The organism is Halomonas sp. DP8Y7-3 (assembly GCF_019801675.1).
GTDB classification, from domain to species: domain Bacteria; phylum Pseudomonadota; class Gammaproteobacteria; order Pseudomonadales; family Halomonadaceae; genus Halomonas; species Halomonas litopenaei_A.
The window spans coordinates 179,879-203,501 of record NZ_JAHVIO010000019.1; the positions used below are offsets into that span (position 1 = coordinate 179,879).

The following is a 23,623-nucleotide window of genomic DNA, read 5'->3' on the forward strand; positions in this document are numbered from 1 at the left end:
CCAACGCCAAAGGGACTCAGGCATGCACACCTCATCCGCCGCGAACACGCCTCCGCTGCCCCCCTTGCGCCATCGCCTGGCGGCGCTACTGCTGCTTACCGGCTTGGCCATGCAGGTTGCGAGCATGCTGGCGCCATGGCTGCCGAGCGTGAGCGTCAGCCTCCCGTTCTGGCTCGCCAGCGCCCTGCTATGGCCGGATATCCCTCGGCGAAACCAGTGGCAGGCGGGTGTTCTGGCGCTACTCGGCGTCCTCTTTCTGGCCGTGGCAATGACGCTGTTCGATGCGCGCCCAGCGCTGATGACGTTGCTGGACGGTAACGCCTTCGTGGTGGCCATGTTGACCGGCGTCAGCTTCATCGCGCTGATCGGACGCCCGCCAACGCGCGAGCCCACAAGTCAGCCCGTCACGGGTCGCAGGGGGTTGATCGGGACCTGGCTAGGGGTCCATCTGCTCGGTGGCATCCTCAATCTGTCCACCGTCTTCATGGTCGGTGATCGCCTTGAGCGGCGCGGCCCTTTGTCGGAGCCTCAACTGCTTGGGCTCAACCGTGGATTGTCCAGCGCAGCGCTGTGGTCACCCTTCTTCGCCGCCATGGGTGTCGTGCTGTCCCTGGCGCCGTCACTCCAGTACACCACCCTGCTCAGCGTTGGCCTTCCGCTGGCCTTCGCTGGAGGGCTCTACAGCGTGATTGAACTGTCACGTCGCTTCGACGTGTCGACGGTGCCAGGCTTCTCACTATCCCCTGCTAGCCTGTTAATGCCGGCCGTCATCGCCGCCCTGGTCATGTTGTTCCACTTCGTCGTGACACCGTCACTGACGATCGTCAGCATCATCACCTTTCTTATGCCCCTACTGGCTATCGTGACGAATCTTGCACGGGGACTGAGCGTGGCCCGCGAACGCATGGTCCGGCACTTCCACTACCGACTGCCGGGCATGCGCGGGGAGATCACCCTGTTTCTCTGCGCCGGTCTGTTGACCAAGGGACTGTCGGTACTGGTGGATGCGGCAACGGCGGGCAACTGGACGCTCTTCCCGGAGTTTGGCGCGCTCGCCGCGGCCTCAAGCTACCTGGCCATCGTCATCAGCGCGATCGCTGGCCTGCACCCGATCATTGGCGTGTCGGTACTGGCCTCCATGCTGGAACTGGACGGCCCCCACCAGACCCTATTTGGCTTTGTCGCGCTTGCCTCCTGGGCCGTAGGCACCAGCGTCGGCCCACTGTCGGGCATCAACCTCTCGCTGCAGGGACGCTACGGGGTCAGCGGTTACCGCATGATGCGACACAACTTGCGTTACGCGCTGGTCATGTCACTGCTGGTGCTGGCCGCCATCGCCTGGCTCGGCCACGCTGTGGCGGCCTGAGCCCGGTCCAGGTCGCAAGGGCGCGCATTCACTCAGCGAAGGGGCCGACGCCCCTTCGCCCAAGCATCGTCACCCGACACCCGTACGCCTCAGGCAGCGCGCACGAAATAGCGATGCCCGCATTGGTGGCATGGTTCAATGCGCGTGACGCCGTGCAGCTCGACCGCCGCATCGCAGTGCACGCAGGACATCCGTCCCGGCGCGGCAAGTTCGCCCGCCGTATAGTCGGCACGGGACGCCTCCAGGTCGTCTTCAAGCCTCTCGCGCTCGATGACGCTGCGGTCGGCAATGGACAACAGCGAATCCACCACCTTTCTCGACAGAATCGTCAGGTCAATCCCCAACCAGCTGGCGACCCCCTCTCCCCCGGCGGCCAGGTAGCGGCGCATGTCTCTCAAGTCACGCTCGACCCAGGCTCGCAGCAGCGCCAGCTCATCCTTGGTGTATTCCTCAAGCTCTGCCTCGAACTCGACCGCGTCATCCAGATCCTTCTGCAGGTTGTCCCAGGTCAGGTCCTCGGCGCCTTCCTTGAGGCGCGCAAGCATCCGCTCATAGCCGTCCCTCAGCCGATGCTCTCCTGGATTGGAATGCTGTTCACTCATGACCGTATCCTCCTTGAGATGAACGTTGCTGCCCGGGCTTACCAGGCGCAACACAAGCGGCCCACCATAGCCGGACCCCAGGCAGCTGGGGTATCCTTGCGTGCATCATTGCCGCGCCGGTGGTCGCCGCGCTAACTGTTGATTCTGCACAACCCTGCCACCGGACGATACCCACACCCTGCGCGCCGCCTTGGGCGCGCCTTGATTGCAAGGTACTCGAAGACCGCGATGGACGCCCAGTACAAGCCCCACGAAATCGAACGCGACGCTCAGACATTCTGGAACGACAATCAGTGCTTCAAGGCACTAGAGGACGCGAACCGGGAAAAGTTCTACTGCCTGTCGATGTTCCCCTACCCCAGCGGCAAGCTGCACATGGGGCATGTACGCAACTACACCATCGGCGACGTGGTAACACGCTTCCAGCGCATGCAAGGCAAGAATGTGATGCAGCCGATGGGCTGGGACGCCTTTGGCATGCCCGCCGAAAACGCCGCGATCAAGAACCAGGTCCCCCCCGCCAAGTGGACCTACGAGAACATCGACTATATGCGGGCACAGCTCAAGGCGCTGGGCTTCGCCTACGACTGGGACCGCGAGTTCGCCACCTGCGACAGCGACTACTATCGCTGGGAGCAGTGGTTCTTCACCAAGCTGGTCGAGAAGGGCCTGGTCTACAAGAAGATGTCCACCGTCAACTGGGATCCGGTCGATCAGACGGTCCTGGCCAACGAACAGGTCATCGATGGCTGCGGTTGGCGCTCCGGCGCGCCGGTCGAGCGCAAGGAAATCCCGCTGTGGTTCCTCAAGATCACCGACTACGCGGATGAACTGCTGGCAGACCTCGACAAGGTCGAGTGGCCTGAGCAGGTCAAGACCATGCAGCGCAACTGGATCGGCAAGTCCCGCGGCGTGGAGCTGGCCTTCGATGTGGCTGGCGACGACCCGCTGCGCGTCTACACCACCCGTCCTGACACGCTGATGGGGGTGACCTACGTGGCCGTGGCCGCCGGTCACCCGCTGGCCATCAAGGCAGCCAGCGACAAGCCCGAACTGGCCGCCTTTATCGAAGAGTGTGCCCAGGGGGGAACGTCCGAGGCCGAGCTTGCCACCATGGAAAAGCGTGGCATGGCCACAGGCTACGAGGCGATTCATCCGCTGACCGGCGACCGTGTGCCGGTATACGTGGCCAACTTTGTGCTGATGGAGTACGGCACCGGCGCCGTCATGGCCGTGCCTGGCCACGACCAGCGCGACTGGGAGTTCGCGACCAAGTACCAGCTGCCGATCCGCGCGGTGATTGCCGACGCTGACGGCAACGCCCCCGACCTGTCCGCAGGCGCCTGGGTCGAGCACGGCCCCCTGATCAACTCTGGTGAGTTCGACGGCCTCGACTTCCAGGCCGCCTTCGATGCCATCGCCGCTCGCCTCGAGCAGGAGGGTCGTGGCAACGTCAAGACCAACTACCGCCTGCGCGACTGGGGCGTCGCTCGTCAGCGCTACTGGGGCGCCCCGATTCCGGTCAAGTACGGTCCTGAAGGCCAGACCGTGCCGCTCACCGATGACGAACTGCCGGTCGCCTTGCCGCTGGAAGTCACGGTGGACGCGTCAGGCTCGCCGCTCAAGAAGATGCCCGCCTTCAGCGACCTGGGCGACGGCTGGACCCGGGAAACCGACACCTTCGACACCTTCATGGAGTCGTCCTGGTACTACGCCCGTTTCTGCTGTGCCGACAACACCGAGGCCATGCTGGATGAACGGGCCAATTACTGGCTGCCTGTCGATCTCTACATCGGCGGCATCGAACACGCCATCCTGCACCTGCTGTACGCGCGCTTCTTCCATAAGCTGATGCGCGACTTTGGCCTGGTCGACTCAGACGAGCCGTTCCAGCGCCTGCTGACCCAGGGCATGGTCATCGCAGAAACCTTCTATCGGCCCCAGTCCAACGGTGGCAAGGAATGGTTCAACCCGGCCGACGTCGAGGTCAAGCGCGACGACAAGGGCCGTCCGCTTAGCGCCACCCTGATCAGCGACGGCCAGCCAGTACAGATGGGCGGCATCGAAAAGATGTCCAAATCGAAGAACAATGGTGTCGATCCCCAGGCCATGATCGATCGCTTCGGGGCCGACACGGTGCGCCTGTTCATGATGTTCGCCGCACCACCGGAGCAGTCGCTGGAGTGGTCCGACTCTGGCGTTGAGGGCGCACACCGCTTCCTCAAGCGCCTGTGGCGCCAGGTCTCCGAACACCTGGACGCCGGTGCGCCAGGCACGCTTGACCAGGCCACTCTTGAGGCGCTCGATGACACCCAGCGGGAACTGCGTCGCAAGACCCACGAAACGATCAAGAAGGCCGGTGACGACATTGGTCGTCGCACCACCTTCAACACCGCCATCGCCGCGGTCATGGAGCTGAGCAACGCGCTCGCCAAGTTCAACGACACCTCCCCGGCCGGCCTGGCTGTGGAGCGGGAGGCCATCGAGGCCTGTGTGTTGCTGCTGGCGCCGATCACCCCCCATGCCTGCCACGCCCTGTGGCAGACACTGGGCCACGAAGGCGCCGTCATCGACGCCAGCTGGCCTGAAGTGGACGACAGCGCCCTCGCTCGCGACAGTATCGAGCTGGTGGTACAGGTCAACGGAAAGCTGCGAGCGCGCCTGGAAGTGCCCGCAGACGCCGACAAGGCCCAGGTTGAAGCCCTGGCGCTGGCCAACGACAACGTGCAGCGTCACGTGGATGGGAAGACGTTGCGCAAGGTCATCGTCGTGCCTGGCAAGCTGGTGAATATCGTTGCCAATTGAATGCACTGGCTCCGTCCTGCACGGGGCTCAACGCTAAATGCAGACCGCCGGGGCATCCGCCCCGGCTTCTCCGTATCGCGACAAGGAGTTCACATGCAACGACGCGACTTCCTCGGCCTGGCTCTGGCCTCAGGCGCAGGACTTTTGTTGGCCGGTTGCGGTTTTCACCTCAGGGGCGTCGGCGGCGAGGTGCTGGCTCTCGACAGCCTGGCGCTGGAAGGTGCCGACACAGACTTTGCCAAGCAGTTGGCCTCGCGCCTTGAAAACCTCGGCACTCGCATCGACGCCGATGCCCCGCTGCGCCTCAACCTGGGTGGGGAAGATATCATCACCCGTCAGGTGGGTGTGCTGGATACCGGCTCACAGGACCAGGAGCTTGTCCTGCGGGTGCCATACTCCATCCAGCGAGCCAGCGACGGCGCCTACGTGGCGGACCGCCAGGCGGTGGAAGTGATCCAGGAATTCTCGATCACCGACGACAACCTGCTGTCCCAGGACGAACTGCGCAACGATGCTCTCGAGGATGCCCGCCGCGAGGCCGTGCGTCAGATGATTGATCGCCTGCGCGCCATCCAGGAAATCTGAGTCGTTCATGAAGGTTTTCGCCGACAAGCTGCCTGACGCCCTGGCAAAATCCATTCCCCCGGTGATCATCGTCGCCGGTGATGAACCTCTGCAGCATATGGAGGCCTGTGACCTGGTACGAGCCAAGGCCAAGGACAGCGGCGTCGAGGAACGCGACGTGCTCCACGTGGAAGCCAACTTCGCCTGGGGGCGGCTGATCGAATCTGCTGCCAGCATGTCGCTGTTTGCCTCGCGCAAGCTGATCGAGTTGCGTCTCGGCAGCGCCAAGCCCGGTCAGGAAGGTGGCAAGGCGCTGAAGGAGTACGCGGAGCAGGCCCAGGGCAGTGACAACATACTGCTGGTCAGCTGTGCCAAGCTCGATGCCAGAGAGCAGAAAAGCGCCTGGTTCAAGGCCCTCGACAAGCTGGGTCTGTTTGTACCGGTGTGGCCGGTCGATGCCTCCCGTCTAGGTTTCTGGCTCAGGGACCGCGCCCAGCGACACGGCCTGTCCATGTCGATGGACGCCGCCCGGCTGCTGGGCGAGCGCACCGAAGGTAACTTGCTGGCAGCAGACCAGGAGCTGCAGAAGCTCGCCCTGATCCTGCCCGCCGGCACGCAGGTATCGCCACGGGAGGTGGCTGGAGGGGTCGAAAGCAGCGCCCGCTACGACGTATTCACCCTGGTGGATGCCTGTCTCAAGGCAGAACGTGAACGCGTGCTGCGGATCCTGGCTGGCCTGGCGGCCGAGGGCACTGAACCTCCCATCATCCTGTGGGCCCTGACCCGGGAAATTCGCACGCTCCTCTCCCTGCATCAGCACCTCGATCAGGGCCAGAGCTTCGAACACGCCTGCAAGGCGCAGAAGCCCCCCATCTTTGACCGTCGACGACCCGCCTATCAGGAAGCGATTCGACGATTGCCGCTGAAACGTCTTCACAAGCTGCTGATGTTCGCTCAGCGCCTTGACCTGGCCATCAAGGGCGCCGCGGACCTGCCCCTGGAGCAAGGCATTCAGGACCTTACCCTGACGCTGGCCGGCGGACGTGGCCTGCTGGCCGAAATGCCCTGGGCCTACCGGGTAGCGCAGTAGTCGACTACGAGCGCCTCGACGCTGCCAGACGACTGTCAGATCGTCTGACCTGTCTGCTGGCAGATCTATTGACCGTTCTGTTGCCAGGGCCGTCGATGCTGGCATCGGGCCTGCCCGCTGCATCAATGCTGGTGGTCGCGACGGTGATGGGTACTGACGTCGCCGCTGGGGGCTACAGGTTCAGGCCCAGAAGAGGTAGTGGCCCGCAGCGTGGCACAGAAGGCGTAGACTGAGGCAATTCCCGCTTCCCTCTTGCCCACTGAACAGCGGTCCGCCAGCGTATGAACTCTCCCGCCCCCTCCCTCAAGCGGGCCGTCATCATGCCCCTGACCATCGCCGCCACCCTGGTCCTGGCGATGGCGGCTCTGCTGCTGATCTGGCACCTCGGCGAAAATCGACAGCTGCTGGGGGCCAACCACAATGCCTTGATGGTCGACGTCGCCAGGGCCCAGGAAGAAGCGATCCGACTACGGGCGTTGCTCAACATTCGTGATAGTGACGACGTCAGCTACTTCGAGGAAATGCAAAAGGTGGTGGTCCTGGTTGGCCATCGGCTGCATCGACTCGGTGACTCCATGTCCATGGTCGCCGCCCCCCAGGATGACGACTTCTCCCTCCACGTCTCGAGCTTGAGCGATCAACTCAGTGAGGCCGATGGGCTACAGCAACGTCTGGCCCAGGCGCTGTCTCATCCGCCGGAGCCGCTGACACCAGATACCCTCAAGGCACACACCCTGACGCCGGAAACCCTGATGCTGGCCGAGCGCCTGGAGCTGGCGCTGGAAGATATCTACACCGAGCTGGATAAACGCCTGCACGAGAGTGGCGCCCACCTGATCGAAACCAATCGCGACCTGGCGCTGGCCGTCATTTTACTGGTCTGCATGGTGCTGGCGGTTAGCATGGGACTCCTCATCACCTGCCTGCGGCTGCGACGCTACAGCCACTCGCTGCGCCAGCTGGCCATGACCGACGAACTGACGCAGCTCAGCAATCGCCGCCAGTGGTTGGGTCAGGTGCACCGGCAGCTCGCCATGCGCCAACCACCGGATAGCCCCGTGGCGCTGCTGCTGCTTGACCTCGACCACTTCAAACAGGTCAACGATACCTTCGGACACCCCACGGGGGACAATGTTCTGGCGGCCTTTGGCATCATGCTCAAACGCCTGGCCCGCCGCGGGGACCTGGCGGCGCGTCTTGGTGGCGAGGAATTTGGCCTGCTGCTCGCCAACAGCAATGCCCACAGCGCCGAGGTAGTGGCTGAACGCATTCGCTGCGAGACCGAACGATTTACCCTGCCCGAACCTGCCCACCGCATGCAGCTGACCGTCAGCGTCGGGATTGCGGTGTCTGGCCATCGCGACGACGACTTCGGCACCTTGTATCGACGTGCTGATCAAGCCCTGTACAGCGCCAAACAGGAAGGCAGAAACTGCGTTCGCCTGGGCTAGCGTGCCGCCGCTGTCAGCAACGACGACCACTTTAGCTTGACGGGGGCATGACGGACTCCGCTTTGCCACGCTGAGCACAGACTGGCGTTGCCTGGGCGTGGAATTCATCCCTCCTAGCCACATGAAAAAACTGGTGCATCTTGGTTATACTCCCCCTGTCGCGCGATATCGACGCACAGGAGGTTCGTCGCTATCGGTCGCCATCACAGAACGCTCAACAAGACACCCAGCCCTACAAGGAAGCCGCTATGACCCTTACACTTCGCCGACTGCTGTGTACTGCCCTGATGGTCTGCCTGACCCTTGGCACCGCCAGCGCCAGTGCCGCCACTGCCGTCTCAATGGCCTCCACCAGCGACGTGCTGGCAAGCCAGCAGACACAAGATGCCCGCGAGCGCATCCACAGCGTGCTGGCCCGTGACGATGTCCGCCAGCAGCTGGAGCTGCAGGGCGTCGATCCTGCCGATGTCGAACAGCGTGTCGCCGCCCTGTCCGATCAGGAAGCCCAGCAAATGGCTGACCAGCTTGACCAGATGCCTGCCGGCGCCAGCGTTATCGGTGTGCTGTTTGCGGTTTTCGTGATCTTGCTGGTCACTGACATCCTCGGCCTGACAGACGTCTATCCGTTCACGCGGTAAGCCCATGTCTGTCTCGCACGTGATCATGTCGAGCGCCCGCCTGGCGGGCGCTCTTGCGTTGTTGGCTGTGCTCTCAGGCTGTGCCGCTACACCCGACCTGGATACCAGCCGCACGCAATCGCTGTCGGCCCAGCGACTGCTGGACGACGTTCCCTTTCACCCCCAGCGTGACTACCAGTGTGGACCGGCGACCCTGGCCATGTCGCTCAACCATACTGGCGTCGATGTCAGCGTCGACGATCTGATCCCGGATATCTACGTTCCGGCGCGCAAGGGCAGCTACCAGCCCGAAATGCTGGCCGCAACGCGGCGCCATGGGCGCATCCCCTTTGTGCTGGCACCGCGCCTGGAGTCTCTGCTTGAGGAAGTCGACGCCGGGCGTCCCGTGGTGGTGCTCCAGAACCTGTCACTACCCGCCTTTCCTCTGTGGCACTTCGCCATCGTCAATGGCTACGATCTGAATCAGCAGGTGCTGCGACTACGCACGGGCGTAACGCGCCAGGACAGTACCGAGTTTGGGCGTTTTGACGCCACCTGGCAGCGTTCCGATCGCTGGGCCTTCGTTGCCCTGCCGCCAGGCCAGCTGCCGGTTTCCCTCTCGGCCAGCGAGGCGATCCAGGCCACCTCCGATTTTGAACGGGTGCAGGGCGCTGGCAATGCGTTACCGGCCTGGGAGGCCGTCGTGGAGCGTTTCCCGGACGCGGCCATGGCGCGCTTTGGCCAAGCGAACGCCTATCACGCGCAAGGCCGGTGGGAAGATGCCATCGATGCCTGGAGGGCTGCGACGCAATACGACCCGGAGCTCGCCCCCGCCTGGCTCAACCTGGGTCTCACCCTGGCCTCTCAAGATGAGCCTCAGGAGGCGGTACAGGCGCTGCAGCGGGCGGCAGCATTGCCTGGACCCTGGCAGGCCAGCGCACAGGAGGCACTGATCGAGCTGGAGGGCACACCATGATGCGCTACGACATCGTCATCAAGCGCGTCTACCAGGCCCCGGCCGACAACGACGGCGCGCGGGTATTGGTCGACCGACTCTGGCCTCGAGGATGTCGACGGGAGTCACTGGCGCTGACCGACTGGTATCGAGAGGCCTCCCCCAGCCAGGCTCTGCGCCGGCAGTACCATCAAGGCGAGATCAGCCGTGCGGTGTTCGAGATCCGCTATCGCGGCGAGCTGCGGGACCACCCGCATAAACTGCTGCCGCTGATGCGACTGGCACGCCGCGGACGCCTGACGCTACTGACGGCCACCCGTGAACTCGACGCTTCCTATCTGGCGCAGCTGCGCGAGCGCCTGCTGGAAGCCCTGCAGCAGGAAGACCGGGATGACCTCGAGCTAGCGTCGCCGCCATGCATGGCCCACTTGCTTGGCGACAACGACTAGCCGGCACCCGCTCAGCCCATGCGGGGCGAACCCCGCCTGCAGGCGCATCCCGTAGACCCAAAAAAAGGTGCCTGTTGGCACCTTTTCCGGTCATGGCCGCTGGCGTCAGAAGACTCGGTTCAAACCATTCTGAGCCGCCACCCGGTAGGCCTCGGCCATCGTCGGGTAGTTGAACGTGGTGCTGACGAAGTACTTCAGCGTGTTCGCCTCGCCTTCCTGCTGCATGATGGCCTGGCCAATGTGCACGATCTCCGACGCCTGGTCACCAAAGCAATGAATGCCGTAGATCTCGAGCGTGTCCTGATCGAACAGGATCTTCAACATCCCCACCGTATCTCCGGTGATCTGCGCACGAGCGGTATCCTTGAAAAAGGCGTGTCCCACCTCGTAGGGCACCTTGGCCTCCGTCAGCTCTCGCTCGGAACGGCCAAACGAGCTGATTTCCGGAATGGTATAGATACCGGTAGGCACCTCGGTCACATAGCGGAAATCCCGATCCAGCAGCTCGTCGCAGGCATTCAGCCCCTGGTCGTAAGCCGCGCTGGCCAGACTCGGCCAGCCCACCACGTCGCCCGCTGCATAGATGTGCGGCAGCGCCGTGCGATAGTGTTCATCGACCTGCAACTGTCCACGACCATTCGCGGTGAGGCCGATGTTCTCAAGCCCCAGCTGGTCGGTATTCCCGGTGCGTCCGTTGGCCCACAGGAAGGCGTCCGCGCGCAACCGCTTGCCTGACTTCAGGTGAACGGTGACCCCATGCTCGTCACCCTCGACGCGCTCGTACTCTTCGTTATGACGAATCAACACACCATGCTTGCGCAGATGGTAGGACAGCGCATCACTGATTTCGTCATCCAGAAACGACAGCAGGCTACCGCGGTTATTGATCAGGTCCACCTTGAGCCCAAGGCCGGAAAAGATCGACGCGTACTCACAGCCGATAACACCAGCGCCAAAGATAATCAGCGTGCGCGGCGTATGCTGAAGGCTGAGTATGGTGTCCGAGCAGTAGATCCGCGGGTGTCGAAAATCGATATCCGCCGGGCGGTAAGGACGTGACCCAGTGGCGATGATCACCTTGTCGGCGATCAGTTCTTCTTGGTTGTCTCCCTGCCCGCGCACCGTCAAGGTATGCTCGTCCTTGAAGCGGGCAATGCCGTGATACAGATCGATGCGGTTACGCGCGTAGAAGTTGGTACGCATCGCCACCTGCTGATCGATCGTCACCCGGGAACGTTCGCGGACCTTGGGAAAGGAAAACCAGCGGGGTTCACCGATGTCGCGAAACATCGTATTGGTGTTGAACGACATGATCTGGCGAACCTGATGACGCAGCGCCTTGGACGGGATGGTGCCCCAATGGGTGCAGTTACCGCCCACGCGCGCCTGCTTCTCGATCACTGCCACTCGCTTACCGTGCTTCGCGGCGTTGATCGCGGCGCTTTCGCCGGCGGGGCCTGTACCGATCACCACTACGTCGTAGTTGTGCACTGCCATCGTGTCATCCTTATCCTGGAAAAGTCCCTCGACCGTACAAGGGACAGCATCATCATGCAGACGGCGCCCACAGGGCGCCGTCACGGTCAGGCAAACCAGGGCATGCGTCACGCATACCGGTAGGCGCAGGCTGCTCGCTGCAACGCCTTATCGACGGGTGGCGTCGTAGCCCAGATCAAGCCCGCGGTTCTCATCGGAGCGGCGACGTGCGCTGGCGGCGCGCTTCTTCGACTCCTCTTCACACACGTCGTCCTTACCGCCACAAATCTCGCAGCCATCCTTGAGGCCAAGCTGGTTAAGCCCGCCGCAGGAGCCGGCGATCGGCTTGCGTCCAAGGATGACGCCGATGGCCATGGCGCCGATAATCAGCAACATGGCGCCAAATACGATCAGGTAGGTGGTCATACGAGTGTCCTCTTGATGGAACGACAGGCCTGCCGAAGTGAGTAGCACACAGCTGCGTGAACCTTGCACCGCATCGGTCTGGGGTCAGCCGTCGCATGCTCGGCACACGGGCCTTGCCCCAGCAACACGACCGACCGCCCTGACGCCGTCGAGTCGCACGCCCTGTCGACCAAAGGATTATGCCAGATTTATCCTCTGGGCAGAAACCGTCACGGCGACTACTGCCCTTTGCTTTCTTTCAAGGCACTTTCACGGCGCCTCCAAGACACTTTCCCAGCGTCAGCGGGACCGATAAACGAAAACCTCGCCACGAGGGCGAGGTTTTCGACATGCCATGGCAGGCAAGGCATCAGCCGCCAAAGTCATCCAGCATGATATTCTCGGGCTCGACACCCAAGTCCAGCAGCATCTTGATGACAGAAGCGTTCATCATGGGCGGCCCACACATGTAGTACTCGCAATCCTCAGGCGCCGGATGGTCCTTGAGGTACATGTCGTAGAGCACGTTATGGATGAAGCCGGTCGGCCCCTCCCAGTTGTCCTCGGGCTGGGGATCTGACAATGCCAGATGCCAGTCGAAGTTGTCGTGCTCTTCAGCCAGCTTGTCGTATTCTTCGTTGTAGAACGTTTCACGCCAGGAGCGTGCACCGTACCAGAACGTCATCTTGCGCTTGGTATCAAGACGCTTGAGCTGGTCGAAGATGTGGCTGCGCATCGGTGCCATGCCGGCACCACCGCCGATGAAGACCATCTCGGCGTCAGTGTCCTTGGCGAAGAACTCACCGAACGGCCCCATCACCGTCACCTTGTCACCAGGCTTGAGACTGAACACGTAAGTGGACATCAGGCCGGGCGGGTGACTGGAATTGGGCGGCGGCGTGGCGATCCGGATATTGAACTTGAGAATGCCCTTCTCTTCCGGATAGTTGGCCATTGAGTAGGCGCGAATGACCTCCTCAGTGTTCTTGTGGGAGACGTTGAACAGGCCAAACTTCTCCCAGTCACCACGGTACTCTTCCTCGATATCGAAGTCGGAGAACTTGATATCGTAGGCAGGAGCCACCAGCTGCACATAGCCGCCAGCGCGGAAGGCAACTTCCTCGCCCTCAGGCAGCTTGAGGTTCAGCTCCTTGATGAAGGTGGCGACGTTGGGGTTCTCGATGACCTCGCATTCCCACTTCTTGACGCCGAAGACCTCTTCAGGGACCTGGATCTTCATGTCCTGCTTGACCGGCACCTGGCAGGACAGACGCCAGCCCACCTTCTTCTCACGCAGGGTGAAGTGACTTTCTTCCGTGGGCAGGATGGAACCGCCCCCTTCTTCGACGCGGCACTTGCACTGGGCACAGGAGCCACCGCCGCCGCAGGCGGAAGAAAGGAAGATGCCGTTGGCTGCCAAGGTGTTGAGCAGCTTGCCGCCGGCCTGGGTGGTCAGGGTGTTCTCGGGATCGTCGTTGATCTCGATGGTCACATCGCCCGAGCTCACGAGCTTGGAGCGGGCCGCCAGAATCACCGCCGTCAGACTGATGACGATGACGGTGAACATGACGACGCCGAGCACGATGACTGTTGTATCAACCATGTCGGTTTCCTATTGCTAGCGTTCGGAACCGAGAAGAGTGCTGTGGCACCCTTCCCGTCTCACTCAGAGCTGGATGCCGGAGAAGGACATGAAGCCCAGGGACATCAGACCCACGGTAATGAAGGTGATGCCCAGCCCCTGCAACGAGGCAGGCACGTCACTGTACTTCAGCTTCTCACGAATTCCAGCCAGCGCAGTAATGGCCAGTGCCCAGCCAACACCAGCGCCCAGGCCATAGACCACGGACTCGCCGAAGTTGTAGCTACGCTCGACCATGAACAGGGTGCCACCGAGGATGGCGCAGTTCACGGTGATCAGCGGCAGGAAGACGCCAAGCGCGTTGTAGAGCGAGGGCACGAACTTGTCCAGGAACATCTCGAGGATCTGCACCAGAGCGGCGATAACGCCAATGTAGGACAGCAGACCCAGGAAGGTTAGATCGATGTTCTCGGCACCGGCGATACCGGTCCAGGACAGGGCTCCCTCCGCCAGCAGGTACTTCAGGATCAGATTGTTGACCGGAACAGTGATGGTCAGAACCGCGACCACCGCGATGCCCAGGCCAATGGCAGAGGACACCTTCTTCGATACCGCCATGAAGGTACACATGCCCAGGAAGAACGCCAGGGCCATGTTCTCGACGAAGACCGAGGCAACGAAAAGGCTCAGATAGTGTTCCATCTTACACGGCCTCCTTCGGCTGGGTGTTTTCCTTCATCACGAACTCGTTGTCCTCGACCTGCTCCGGGTTGAGGCTACGCAGCACCCAGATGATCAGACCAATGATGAAGAAGGCAGACGGCGGCAGCAGCAACAGGCCGTTCGGTACGTACCAGCCACCGTTCTGCACGGTCTCGAGGATGGTCACGCCAAACAGGCTGCCGGAACCGAACAGCTCACGGAAGAAGCCGACCGTCATCAGGATGAAGCCGTAACCAAGACCGTTACCCACGCCATCCAGGAACGACAGCGCAGGCGTGTTGGTCATGGCAAAGCCTTCAGCGCGACCCATCACGATGCAGTTGGTGATGATCAGGCCAACAAAGACCGACAGCTGCTTGGACATCTCATAGGCAAACGCCTTGAGGATCTGGTCCACCACGATGACCAGCGACGCAATGATGGTCATCTGCACGATGATACGGATAGAGGACGGAATATGATTCCGAATCAGCGAGACGAACATGCTGGAGAATGCCGTCACGAAGATAACCGCCAGACTCATGACCAGAGATACGCTGAGACTGGAGGTCACCGCCAGCGCCGAGCAGATGCCAAGGATCTGCAGGGCGATGGGGTTGTTCTTGAAGATCGGCGTCAGGATGACGCCCTTGGTTGTCGGTGCGGACATCGTCAGACTCCTTCGCTGTCGTCAGAGGGGCTGGCGCTGGCAGTCGCCTGGCTGTCACCACCTTCGCGGAAGTGCTCCAGGTAGGGGCCAAAGCCTTCTTCGCCCAGCCAGAATTGCACCAGATGCGTCACCCCACGGCTGGTCAGGGAAGCACCGGACAGTGCGTCGACCTCAGTGGAATCGCTGGCGCCCCCCTTCACCAGCTCGATGGCCGGATCCATGGAGTCGCTGGAGGCGTAGATTTCCTTGCCTTCCCACTGCGCTTTCCAGCGCGGGTTGTCGACCTCACCACCCAGTCCGGGTGTCTCGGAGTGGGAATAGAAGGTGATGCCACCGATGGTATTGCCATCGCCCTGCACGGACAGGTAACCACGCATCAGGCCCCACAGGCCCTGACCGCGGATCGGCAGCACGATCTGCTCGGGGTTCTCCTCGTCACCGACCAGGTAGACGGTAGAGTACTTTTCCTGACGACCGATGCCTGCGACGTCACGCTCGCCGGACAGGGTGCGCGACTGTGCAGGATCCTTGGCCGCCTGGAAGCCATCGTAGGTCTCGGGGTCGACCGCGTCGGTATACTCACCGGTTTCCAGGTCGACGACCTTGGCGGTCACGGCCTGGGAGAACTCCTTGCCGACGTCCATCCCGGGCTCGTAAAGGTCCGCCACGGCCAGGATGTTGGACTTGCGGTCCAGCTCCTGGTTGCGTTCCTGACGCGCCTTGAGCCCCACTGCCGCCGTCGACACGATGATCGAACAAACGATACACAGGGAGAAGGCGACCGTAAGGATCTTCTTGATGGAATTGTTGCCTTGTGCCATCAGGTGGTCTCCTCAGCCACAACCGCCGTGCGCTTGACGCGACGCTTGATGTTGGCCTGAACAAAGAAGTGATCGATCAGCGGGGCAAACAGGTTGGCAAACAGAATCGCCAGCATGATGCCTTCCGGGAAGGCCGGGTTGACCACGCGAATCAGGACCGTCATCACACCGATCAGGGCACCGAACAGGAAGCGACCCGGGTTGGTCATGGACGCAGACACAGGGTCAGTGGCCATGAACACCATGCCGAAGGCAAAGCCGCCCACCACCAGATGCCAGTACCAGGGCATCGCAAACATGGCATTGGTGTCGGAGCCGATCAGGTTGAGAATCGAGCTCATCGCCACCATACCCAGGAACACCCCGAGCACGATGCGCCAGGAGGCAATTCGCATGCCCAGCAACACAACGGCACCGATCAGGATCGCCAGGGTCGAGGTCTCACCCACCGAACCAGGGATGAAGCCGAGGAAGGCGTCCCACCAGCTGTACTGATCCTGCAGGGCTGCCATGCCGCTCTGATAGGCCGTGGACAGTGCAGTGGCACCGGTATAGCCGTCTGCCGCGACCCAAACCGAGTCACCAGAGATCTGGGCCGGATAGGCGAAGTAGAGGAAGGCACGACCTGTCAGCGCCGGGTTGAGGAAGTTCTTGCCGGTACCGCCGAAGATTTCCTTGCCGATCACCACACCGAAGGTGATGCCCAGTGCGACCTGCCACAGGGGAATGGTGGCCGGAAGAATCAGGGCGTAGAGCACGGAGGTGACGAAGAAGCCTTCGTTGACCTCATGGCCGCGCTTGATCGCGAACAGCACTTCCCAGAAGCCACCGATTGCAAACGTCACCAGGTAGATGGGCAGGAAGTAGGTCGCACCAAGCACGAAGTTCGACCACAGGCTGCCTGCGTCATGACCACCGGCCAGGGTCAGCAGGATCATTTCACGCCAGCCACCCATGGAGTCGTAGCCCGCGGCGATCGCTTCGTTGGCCTGCCAGCCGGCGTTCCACATGCCGAAGAACATGGCCGGGAAGGTGCAGAACCACACGGTGATCATGATGCGCTTGAGGTCAATACCGTCGCGCACGTGAGCCGTGGTCTTGGTCACGCTGGGGGGAGAATAGAAAATCGTGTCTACCGCCTCGTAGAGCGGATAGAACTTCTCGTATTTGCCGCCCTTGTGGAAGTGCGGCTCGAGATTGTCGAGTGTCTGTCGAATACCCATCATCAGGCCTCTTTCTCGATCATGGTGAGGTTGTCACGCAGGATGGGACCGTACTCGTACTTGCCCGGGCACACGTAGGTGCACAGCGCCAGGTCTTCTTCATCCAGCTCCAGACACCCCAGCTGCATGGCAGTCTCGATGTCACCGACGATCAGCGAACGCAGCAGCTGCGTGGGCATGATGTCCAGCGGCATGATCTTCTCGTAAGCACCTACCGGTACCATCGCGCGCTCGGAGCCGTTGGTAGAGGTAGTAGGTGCATAGTTGCTCAGCCCCTTGAGGCTGGAGAGGTAGATCCCGAGCACCGAGTGACGGTTGCCACCTGGGGACAGCCAGCCCATGAAGGCGCGCTTGTTACCCTCTTCCAGCAGGCTCAGCTGGGTGTGGAAACGGCCCACGTAGCGCAGGCTGCCCTCGGCAGTGAAGCCAGAGAACACACCACCGCTGATCACCCGGGTGTCGTCCGGAGACTTCACTTCATGATCGAGCAGCTCATCCGTGCTGGCGCCCAGGCGCGTGCGTACCAGACGCGGACGCTCTGCACGCGGACCTGCGACGGCCACCACACGACTCATGTCCAGCTTGCCTTCTGCAAACAGCTTGCCGAACGCAATCACGTCCTGATAGCCGATGTGCCAGACGCGACGCTGCAGCGACACCGGGGACAGGAAATGGATATGGGTACCGACCAGGCCAGCCGGGTGGGGACCAGCAAAGCTCTCGTGCTTGACGCCCTTGACCTTGGTGCCAGGAATCTGCGCGTCCGTTGCGGTGCACAGGAACACCTGGCCCTTGGTCAGGCGCGACAGTACCGTCAGGCCATCTTCGAAGGCTTGCGCCTGCTCGTTGATGACCACGGCCGGATCGGCAGCCAGCGGCTGGGTATCCACCGCGGTGACAAAGATATCGGTTGGCTCAGCATCCAGCGCCGGAGTCCGCGAGAACGGGCGAGTTCGCAACGCGGTCCACAGGCCGGATTCCACCAATTGGTCGACCACCGTCTGACGTTCCAACGACGCCAGCGCATCACGCCCATGGGCCGTGAAGGTTTCGGCTTCTTCGCTCTCGTCGACCTTGATCACCACCGACAGCAGCTTGCGTTTCTCACCGCGGTTGATCGCCACCACTTCACCGGCCGCCGGGGAAGTGAAGCGTACACCGTCGATCTTCTTGTCGGTAAACAGGAGTTGGCCCAGCTTGACCTTGTCCCCCTCCTTGACCTCCATAGTCGGCTTCATGCCGATATAGTCGGTGCCCAGGAGCGCCACGTGGCGCACCGGTCGCGCATCCTCGATACGCTGCTCCGGTGCTCCCGTGATGGGGAGATCCAGGCCTTTCTTGACTTCGATCATAGACTCGCCCAGTTGATGGATCGTAGATAATGGACGGAGGTTCGGTGGAAATGAGAGGAATTCTTGTTATTGACCACGCATCACCAGTCACGCCGAGGCGACATCGAACCACCCCGAAAAATCCCCAGCATTATAAAGACAAGCCAGTGAATTGACCACATGATCGAACGTAGCAGAAATGACTGTTTCGGCAGATCAGAGCCCCGACAGAAAGAAAAAACCCCTTGCCAAACAAGGTTGGCAAGGGGGTATTGAGATACCTCAAAACGGGCCGTTCCGCCCGCGCGACGCGGCTTAGGCGTGGCTGCGCGGCAGCTTGCAGAAGGACACGTTGGAAATCTGCTGCAGGATACGAATGACCTGGCAGCTATAGCCAAACTCGTTGTCGTACCACACATAGACCACCGCATGACGGCCCTGGGCGATGGTGGCCTTGGCATCGACGATGCCCGCATGGCGATTGCCGACGAAGTCTGTGGACACGACTTCTGGAGAGTCGACGTAGTCGATCTGCTTCTGGAAAGCGGAATCGATGGACATGCGACGCAAGTAGTCGTTGAGCGACGCGGCATCGGTCTCGCGCTTGAGCGACAGGTTGAGAATCGCCATCGACACATTCGGCGTCGGCACCCGGATGGCGTTGCCGGTCAGCTTGCCACCCAACTCGGGCAGCGCCTTGGCCACTGCCTTGGCGGCACCTGTCTCGGTCAGCACCATGTTCAACGGAGCACTGCGCCCGCGACGGTCACCCTTGTGATAGTTATCAATCAGGTTCTGGTCGTTGGTGTAGGAGTGGACAGTCTCCACGTGACCATGCTCGATGCCGTACTCGTCGTTCATCACCTTCAGCACCGGCACGATGGCATTGGTGGTGCAGGAAGCAGCCGAGATGATGCGATCATCGGCAGTGATGTCGGAGTGGTTGATGCCGTAGACGATGTTCTTGAGGTCACCCTTGCCCGGTGCGGTCAGCAGGGCCTTGGACACCCCCTTGCACTGCAGGTGCTGGCCGAGGCCGGCCTCATCGCGCCAGATGCCGGTGTTGTCCACGACGACCGCATTGTTGATACCGTAAGCAGTGTAGTCGACATCACTCGGTGAGTCAGCGTAGATCACCTGGATGACGTTGCCGTTGGCGGTCAGGGTGCGAGATTCAGCGCAGACACTGATGGTGCCATCGAACGGACCATGGACGCTGTCGCGGCGCAGCAGGCTGGCACGCTTCTCCAGATCCTTGGCGATATCGCCGCGCCCACGCACCACGATGGCCTTGAGCCGCAGCAGGTTGCCGCCGCCGGCCTTCTCGATCAGCACGCGCGCCAGAATGCGACCAATACGACCGAAGCCGTACAGCACCACGTCCTTGGGTTCGCCGTTACCCGCATCCGGGTCGTGGCTGTCGACGATGTCGGCCAGCTGCTCGCGCATAAAGGCCAGGGCGTCACCACCACCCTGCTTCTTGAACGCCACCCCGAGCTTGCCCACGTCAACGTGCGCCGGCCCAAGGTTGAGCTGGGTCATCGCCTGAACCAGCGGGAAGGTGTCCTGAACCGACAGCTCAGTCCCTTCAATCTTCCGCACGAAGCGATGATCCTTGAGAATTCTGATCACGCTACGGTTGAACAGGGAGCGACCGAACATGGTCGTCACCACGTTGTTGCGACGATACAGGCTGCCAATCAGCGGGATCATCTGCTCGGCCACGGCCTGGTTGTCGTGCCACTCCTGGAAGACGATGTCGGGTTGCTGGCTCACGAGAGACCTCTAAGTCTGTTGGGAAACGCGAGTATTATCTGCGCCCCCATGAGGCGGGGCAATGCCTGTATGGTCGCACTCCATGTAGGCTCGTTACAGAAATCCCAGTTTGACTACACGACCAAGATGGGGCTGGTATGATGCCTGCTCGCCCACTGAACGCCAGCGAAACGACAACGTCTATGCCTACCTTTTCGCCGCTTGATCCGCCGTTGCCTCAAGGAGTTCGCGACACCCTGTTCCTGACGACGCCTCCAGGCAGCGCTGCCGCGCTTGCCTTGGCGCGACTGGCCTCTCGGGAGCCGCTACTGGTGGTCACTCAGGACACCGCTGAAGCGCTGAGACTCGAACAGGAGCTGGCCTTCTTCGCTGACGTGCCGGTACTGCCCTTTCCCGATTGGGAAACATTGCCCTACGACAGCTTCTCGCCACACCAGGACATCGTCTCCTCGCGACTGCGAACCCTGAGGCAGCTTCAGGATGGCGTGCACGGCATCGTGCTGGTCCCCATCAATACGCTGATGCAGCGCCTGCCGCCGGTCGACTACATTGCTGGCCGCGTACTGACACTGGAAGTGGGCGCCACTCTGGAGCGAGAGGCGTTTCGAGAAACCTTGTCCCGTGCAGGCTATCGCGCGGTCGAGACCGTCTTCGAGCCTGGCGAGTATGCCCTGCGCGGTGCCTTGATCGACCTCTTCCCCATGGGCGCGGAGCATCCCCTGCGCATCGATCTGTTCGACAATGAGATCGACACGCTGCGCAGCTTTGATCCAGACACCCAGCGCAGCCTCGACAAGGTAGAACGCATCGAGCTTCTACCGGCTCACGAATATTCGCTGTCGCGCTCTGCCATTGCCTGTTTTCGCGAGGGCTTCGAGACGCTTTTCGACGTCGACCCGCGCCAGTGCCCGCTATACGTCGATGCCCTCAAGGGCATTCCGTCGGCGGGACTCGAGCAATATCTGCCGTTGTTCTTCGAGACAACGGCTTCCCTGTTCGACCACCTGCCGGACGGCACCCACGTGGTCATGATGGCTGGCTGCCGCGACGCTGCTCAGCACCACTGGCAGTCCATCAGCAGTCGCTATGAAAACCTCGGCGTGGACCCCACCCGTCCGCTGTTGCCCCCCCATCGGGCCTTTATTCCCGAGGCAGAGCTGTTTGCGCTGATCAAGGCCCACCCACGGATCGAACTGACCGACGCCACCGATCATCCCCATGCCCATCGCTGCCAGGCGCAAGCCGCACCCGACGTCGCCATCAACGCGCGCGCCAAGGAGCCACTGGCCGCACTAAAGAACTTTCTCGAACAGCACTCGCAACAGCGCGTGCTGTTCGTGGCCGAGTCACGCGGTCGCCGAGAAGCCCTGGAAGACACCCTGGCGCCGGTCACCGGCGCGCTGCCGGCAAGCACCGGCTTCCTGGAATTCCTCGATGGCGACATGGCACTCGCTATCGCTGAAGGTCAGCTCGCCAACGGGCTGCTGCTCGAGCAACCGGCGCTGACCGTCATCACCGAGACCGAGCTGTTCGGTGACGTGGTGCGCCAGACCCGGCGTCAGGCCAAGGCGACGGACGACAATGAGCTCGCGGTCCGCCACCTGTCCGAACTCAAGGCAGGCGCGCCAGTGGTCCACCAGGCCCATGGCGTCGGCCGCTATCGTGGACTGGAAACCCTGGAGGCAGGCGGCCAGGCCGCCGAATTTGTCAGCCTCGAATACGCCGACGGCGCCAAGCTCTATGTGCCGGTCGACAGCCTGCATCTGATCTCCCGCTATGCCGGCGCCGACGATGAGCTGGCCCCCCTGCACCGCCTGGGCTCGGAGCAGTGGGACAAGGCCAAGCGCAAGGCCGCCGAGAAGATTCGCGATACCGCGGCAGAACTGCTCGACATCTATGCCCGGAGAGAGGCCCGCGAAGGCTTTGCCTGCGCGCCCCCGGATGACGAGTACGCCCGCTTCGTGGCCAACTTCCCGTTCGAGGAGACGCCGGACCAGCGGGTGACCATTCAGGCGGTGATTCAAGACATGACCGCGCCACGCCCCATGGACCGTGTGGTCTGCGGCGACGTCGGCTTCGGCAAGACAGAGGTGGCCATGCGCGCCGCCTTCCTGGCCGTCCAGTCACAACGACAGGTGGTGGTGCTGGTGCCCACCACGCTACTGGCCCGCCAGCACTACGAGAACTTCCGTGACCGCTTCGCCGATACTGCTGTCGATATCGAGCTACTGTCTCGCTTTACCAGCACTGGCGGCCAGACCGAGACCTTCAAGCGTATCCGAGAGGGCAAGGTCGACATCGTCATCGGCACCCACAAGTTGCTGTCCCGTCAGCTCGATTTTCCTCAGCTCGGTCTTGTCATCATCGATGAGGAACACCGCTTCGGCGTCGCTCAGAAGGAGCGCCTGAAGAGCCTGCGCGCCGAGGTCGATGTTTTGACCATGACCGCCACCCCTATCCCCCGCACCCTGAACATGGCCATGAGCGGCATTCGCGATCTGTCGATCATCGCGACGCCCCCTGCCCGACGACTATCGGTGAAGACCTTCGTCCAGCAACGCGAGGAAGCCGTCATCAAGGAAGCGTTGCTGCGTGAAATCCTGCGCGGTGGCCAGGTCTACTACCTGCACAACGAAGTGAAGACCATCGAGACCGCCGCCGAGAAGGTCCGAGAACTGGTGCCGGAGGCTCGCGTCGCGGTGGCTCACGGCCAGCTGCCGGAACGTTCGTTGGAGCGCGTGATGTCCGACTTCTATCACAAGCGCTTCAACGTCCTGGTGTGCTCGACCATCATCGAAACCGGCATCGACGTGCCCAGCGCCAACACCATCATCATCGAACGCGCCGACAAGTTCGGCCTGGCCCAGCTCCACCAGCTGCGTGGGCGGGTTGGCCGCAGTCACCACCAGGCCTACGCCTACCTGCTGGCCCCTCCCCCACGTTCGATGACACGAGACGCGGTAAAGCGCCTGGAAGCCATTGGCCAGGCCGAGGATCTGGGGGCTGGCTTCACCCTGGCCAGCCACGACATGGAAATCCGTGGCGCGGGCGAGTTGTTGGGTGACGAGCAGAGCGGTCAGATGGAAGCGGTTGGCTACAGCCTCTACATGGAAATGCTGGACCGCGCCGTCAAGGCCATACGCGAGGGCCGCACACCCAACATCGAGTCGCCCCTTCAGGACGGCGTGGAAGTCAGCCTCAACTTGCCTGCGCTGATTCCCGACGACTACCTGCACGACGTGCAGCAACGCCTGGTCATGTACAAGCGCATCGCCAACGCCAGCAATGAGGCGGAACTCAAGGAACTGCGGGTCGAAATGATCGATCGCTTTGGCCTGCTGCCGGGGCCGGTCAAGACACTGCTGCGTCAGACCCACCTGCGACAACGAGCTGAACGACTGGGCATCACTCGCCTGGAAGCCGGCGCCGAGCGCGGCAGGATCCTGTTTGGCGGCCAGACCGCCGTGGACCCCCTGACCCTGGTCGAGCTCATCCAAAGCGACCCCCAGAGGTATCGACTCGAGGGTGCTGACACGCTTCGCTTCAGCGTCGACATGGCTGACGAAGAGGCACGCTTCGAAGCGATCGAAGCCCTGCTCGAACGGCTCAACCGAAAGGCTCAGGCCGCCTGACATTTGCTCTGTAAAGACTGGCGCAAAGACGCATTAGCGGGCAATCTATAGCTATCGACACACTGCCACCTGTGGCCGGGTGATCCCCGGCCCTCACACAACATCG

The 23,623-nt window shown here is 62.0% G+C and carries 19 protein-coding genes; 9 read left to right on the top strand and 10 right to left on the bottom strand.

The features are described from left to right. The first annotated feature begins 22 nt into the window (after window positions 1-22). Window positions 23-1,366 carry a hypothetical protein gene (locus KUV86_RS18425; RefSeq protein WP_222163428.1) on the top strand — a complete coding sequence of 448 codons (1,344 nt, stop codon included), beginning with the start codon at window positions 23-25 and terminating at the stop codon, window positions 1,364-1,366. Window positions 1,367-1,455: 89 nt separating this feature from the next. On the opposite strand, the gene KUV86_RS18430 is transcribed toward KUV86_RS18425, so the two are convergent. After that, window positions 1,456-1,968: a zinc ribbon-containing protein gene (locus KUV86_RS18430; RefSeq protein ID WP_206943242.1), complete on the bottom strand. Its 513-nt coding sequence runs from the start codon at window positions 1,966-1,968 to the stop codon at window positions 1,456-1,458. 228 nt (window positions 1,969-2,196) lie between these two features. Between KUV86_RS18430 and leuS the strand changes: the two genes are divergently transcribed. From leuS to KUV86_RS18465, 7 genes are all read left to right on the top strand, one after another. Beyond that, window positions 2,197-4,773 (top strand): leucine--tRNA ligase, encoded by a 2,577-nt coding sequence (leuS, locus tag KUV86_RS18435; RefSeq protein ID WP_222486084.1) that lies wholly within the window; start codon window positions 2,197-2,199, stop codon window positions 4,771-4,773. A gap of 93 nt (window positions 4,774-4,866) precedes the next feature. Further along, window positions 4,867-5,358, top strand: coding sequence for an LPS assembly lipoprotein LptE (lptE, locus tag KUV86_RS18440; protein ID WP_222163430.1), 492 nt, complete (start codon window positions 4,867-4,869; stop codon window positions 5,356-5,358). 7 nt (window positions 5,359-5,365) lie between these two features. After that, entirely contained in the window at window positions 5,366-6,427 is a 1,062-nt protein-coding gene (gene holA, locus KUV86_RS18445) for a DNA polymerase III subunit delta (RefSeq protein ID WP_222238624.1), read from the top strand. Between the two features lie 281 nt (window positions 6,428-6,708). Then, a complete protein-coding gene (locus KUV86_RS18450) occupies window positions 6,709-7,878 on the top strand; it encodes a GGDEF domain-containing protein (RefSeq protein ID WP_222486086.1) in 1,170 nt (389 codons plus the stop codon). A gap of 248 nt (window positions 7,879-8,126) precedes the next feature. Beyond that, window positions 8,127-8,516: a PA2779 family protein gene (locus KUV86_RS18455; protein ID WP_206943250.1), complete on the top strand. Its 390-nt coding sequence runs from the start codon at window positions 8,127-8,129 to the stop codon at window positions 8,514-8,516. 4 nt (window positions 8,517-8,520) lie between these two features. Then, entirely contained in the window at window positions 8,521-9,471 is a 951-nt protein-coding gene (locus tag KUV86_RS18460) for a PA2778 family cysteine peptidase (RefSeq protein ID WP_222486088.1), read from the top strand. Further along, complete coding sequence (locus tag KUV86_RS18465; protein WP_315901004.1) at window positions 9,468-9,899, top strand: DUF488 domain-containing protein; 432 nt, start codon at window positions 9,468-9,470, stop codon at window positions 9,897-9,899. The genes KUV86_RS18460 and KUV86_RS18465 overlap by 4 nt, the downstream gene beginning before the upstream one ends. A gap of 105 nt (window positions 9,900-10,004) precedes the next feature. Here the strand turns inward: KUV86_RS18465 and sthA are convergent, their stop codons facing one another. The 9 genes from sthA to KUV86_RS18510 all read right to left on the bottom strand — a co-directional run bounded on the left by sthA (window position 10,005) and on the right by KUV86_RS18510 (window position 19,885). Continuing rightward, the gene (sthA, locus tag KUV86_RS18470; protein WP_206943252.1) at window positions 10,005-11,396 is read right to left on the bottom strand and encodes a Si-specific NAD(P)(+) transhydrogenase; all 1,392 of its coding nucleotides are present in this window, start codon (window positions 11,394-11,396) and stop codon (window positions 10,005-10,007) included. A gap of 147 nt (window positions 11,397-11,543) precedes the next feature. Continuing rightward, window positions 11,544-11,801 (bottom strand): (Na+)-NQR maturation NqrM, encoded by a 258-nt coding sequence (gene nqrM, locus KUV86_RS18475; RefSeq protein WP_206943253.1) that lies wholly within the window; start codon window positions 11,799-11,801, stop codon window positions 11,544-11,546. 349 nt (window positions 11,802-12,150) lie between these two features. After that, a complete protein-coding gene (nqrF, locus tag KUV86_RS18480) occupies window positions 12,151-13,383 on the bottom strand; it encodes an NADH:ubiquinone reductase (Na(+)-transporting) subunit F (protein WP_222163435.1) in 1,233 nt (410 codons plus the stop codon). Window positions 13,384-13,446: 63 nt separating this feature from the next. Continuing rightward, window positions 13,447-14,064 carry an NADH:ubiquinone reductase (Na(+)-transporting) subunit E gene (gene nqrE / locus KUV86_RS18485; RefSeq protein WP_206943255.1) on the bottom strand — a complete coding sequence of 206 codons (618 nt, stop codon included), beginning with the start codon at window positions 14,062-14,064 and terminating at the stop codon, window positions 13,447-13,449. A gap of 1 nt (window position 14,065) precedes the next feature. After that, the gene (locus tag KUV86_RS18490) at window positions 14,066-14,734 is read right to left on the bottom strand and encodes an NADH:ubiquinone reductase (Na(+)-transporting) subunit D (protein WP_206943256.1); all 669 of its coding nucleotides are present in this window, start codon (window positions 14,732-14,734) and stop codon (window positions 14,066-14,068) included. Between the two features lie 2 nt (window positions 14,735-14,736). Then, window positions 14,737-15,555, bottom strand: coding sequence for a Na(+)-translocating NADH-quinone reductase subunit C (locus tag KUV86_RS18495; protein ID WP_206943257.1), 819 nt, complete (start codon window positions 15,553-15,555; stop codon window positions 14,737-14,739). Beyond that, on the bottom strand, window positions 15,555-16,781 hold the full coding sequence (locus tag KUV86_RS18500; RefSeq protein WP_206943258.1) for an NADH:ubiquinone reductase (Na(+)-transporting) subunit B: 1,227 nt from the start codon (window positions 16,779-16,781) through the stop codon (window positions 15,555-15,557). The genes KUV86_RS18495 and KUV86_RS18500 overlap by 1 nt, the downstream gene beginning before the upstream one ends. After that, window positions 16,781-18,130: a Na(+)-translocating NADH-quinone reductase subunit A gene (locus KUV86_RS18505; protein WP_222486090.1), complete on the bottom strand. Its 1,350-nt coding sequence runs from the start codon at window positions 18,128-18,130 to the stop codon at window positions 16,781-16,783. Before KUV86_RS18505 ends, KUV86_RS18500 begins: the two co-directional genes overlap by 1 nt. 294 nt (window positions 18,131-18,424) lie before the next feature. Next, on the bottom strand, window positions 18,425-19,885 hold the full coding sequence (locus KUV86_RS18510; RefSeq protein WP_206943261.1) for a glyceraldehyde-3-phosphate dehydrogenase: 1,461 nt from the start codon (window positions 19,883-19,885) through the stop codon (window positions 18,425-18,427). A gap of 182 nt (window positions 19,886-20,067) precedes the next feature. Here KUV86_RS18510 and mfd point away from each other — a divergent pair, with 182 nt between their 5' ends. Then, on the top strand, window positions 20,068-23,517 hold the full coding sequence (gene mfd, locus KUV86_RS18515; protein ID WP_206943262.1) for a transcription-repair coupling factor: 3,450 nt from the start codon (window positions 20,068-20,070) through the stop codon (window positions 23,515-23,517). Window positions 23,518-23,623: the final 106 nt, after the last annotated feature.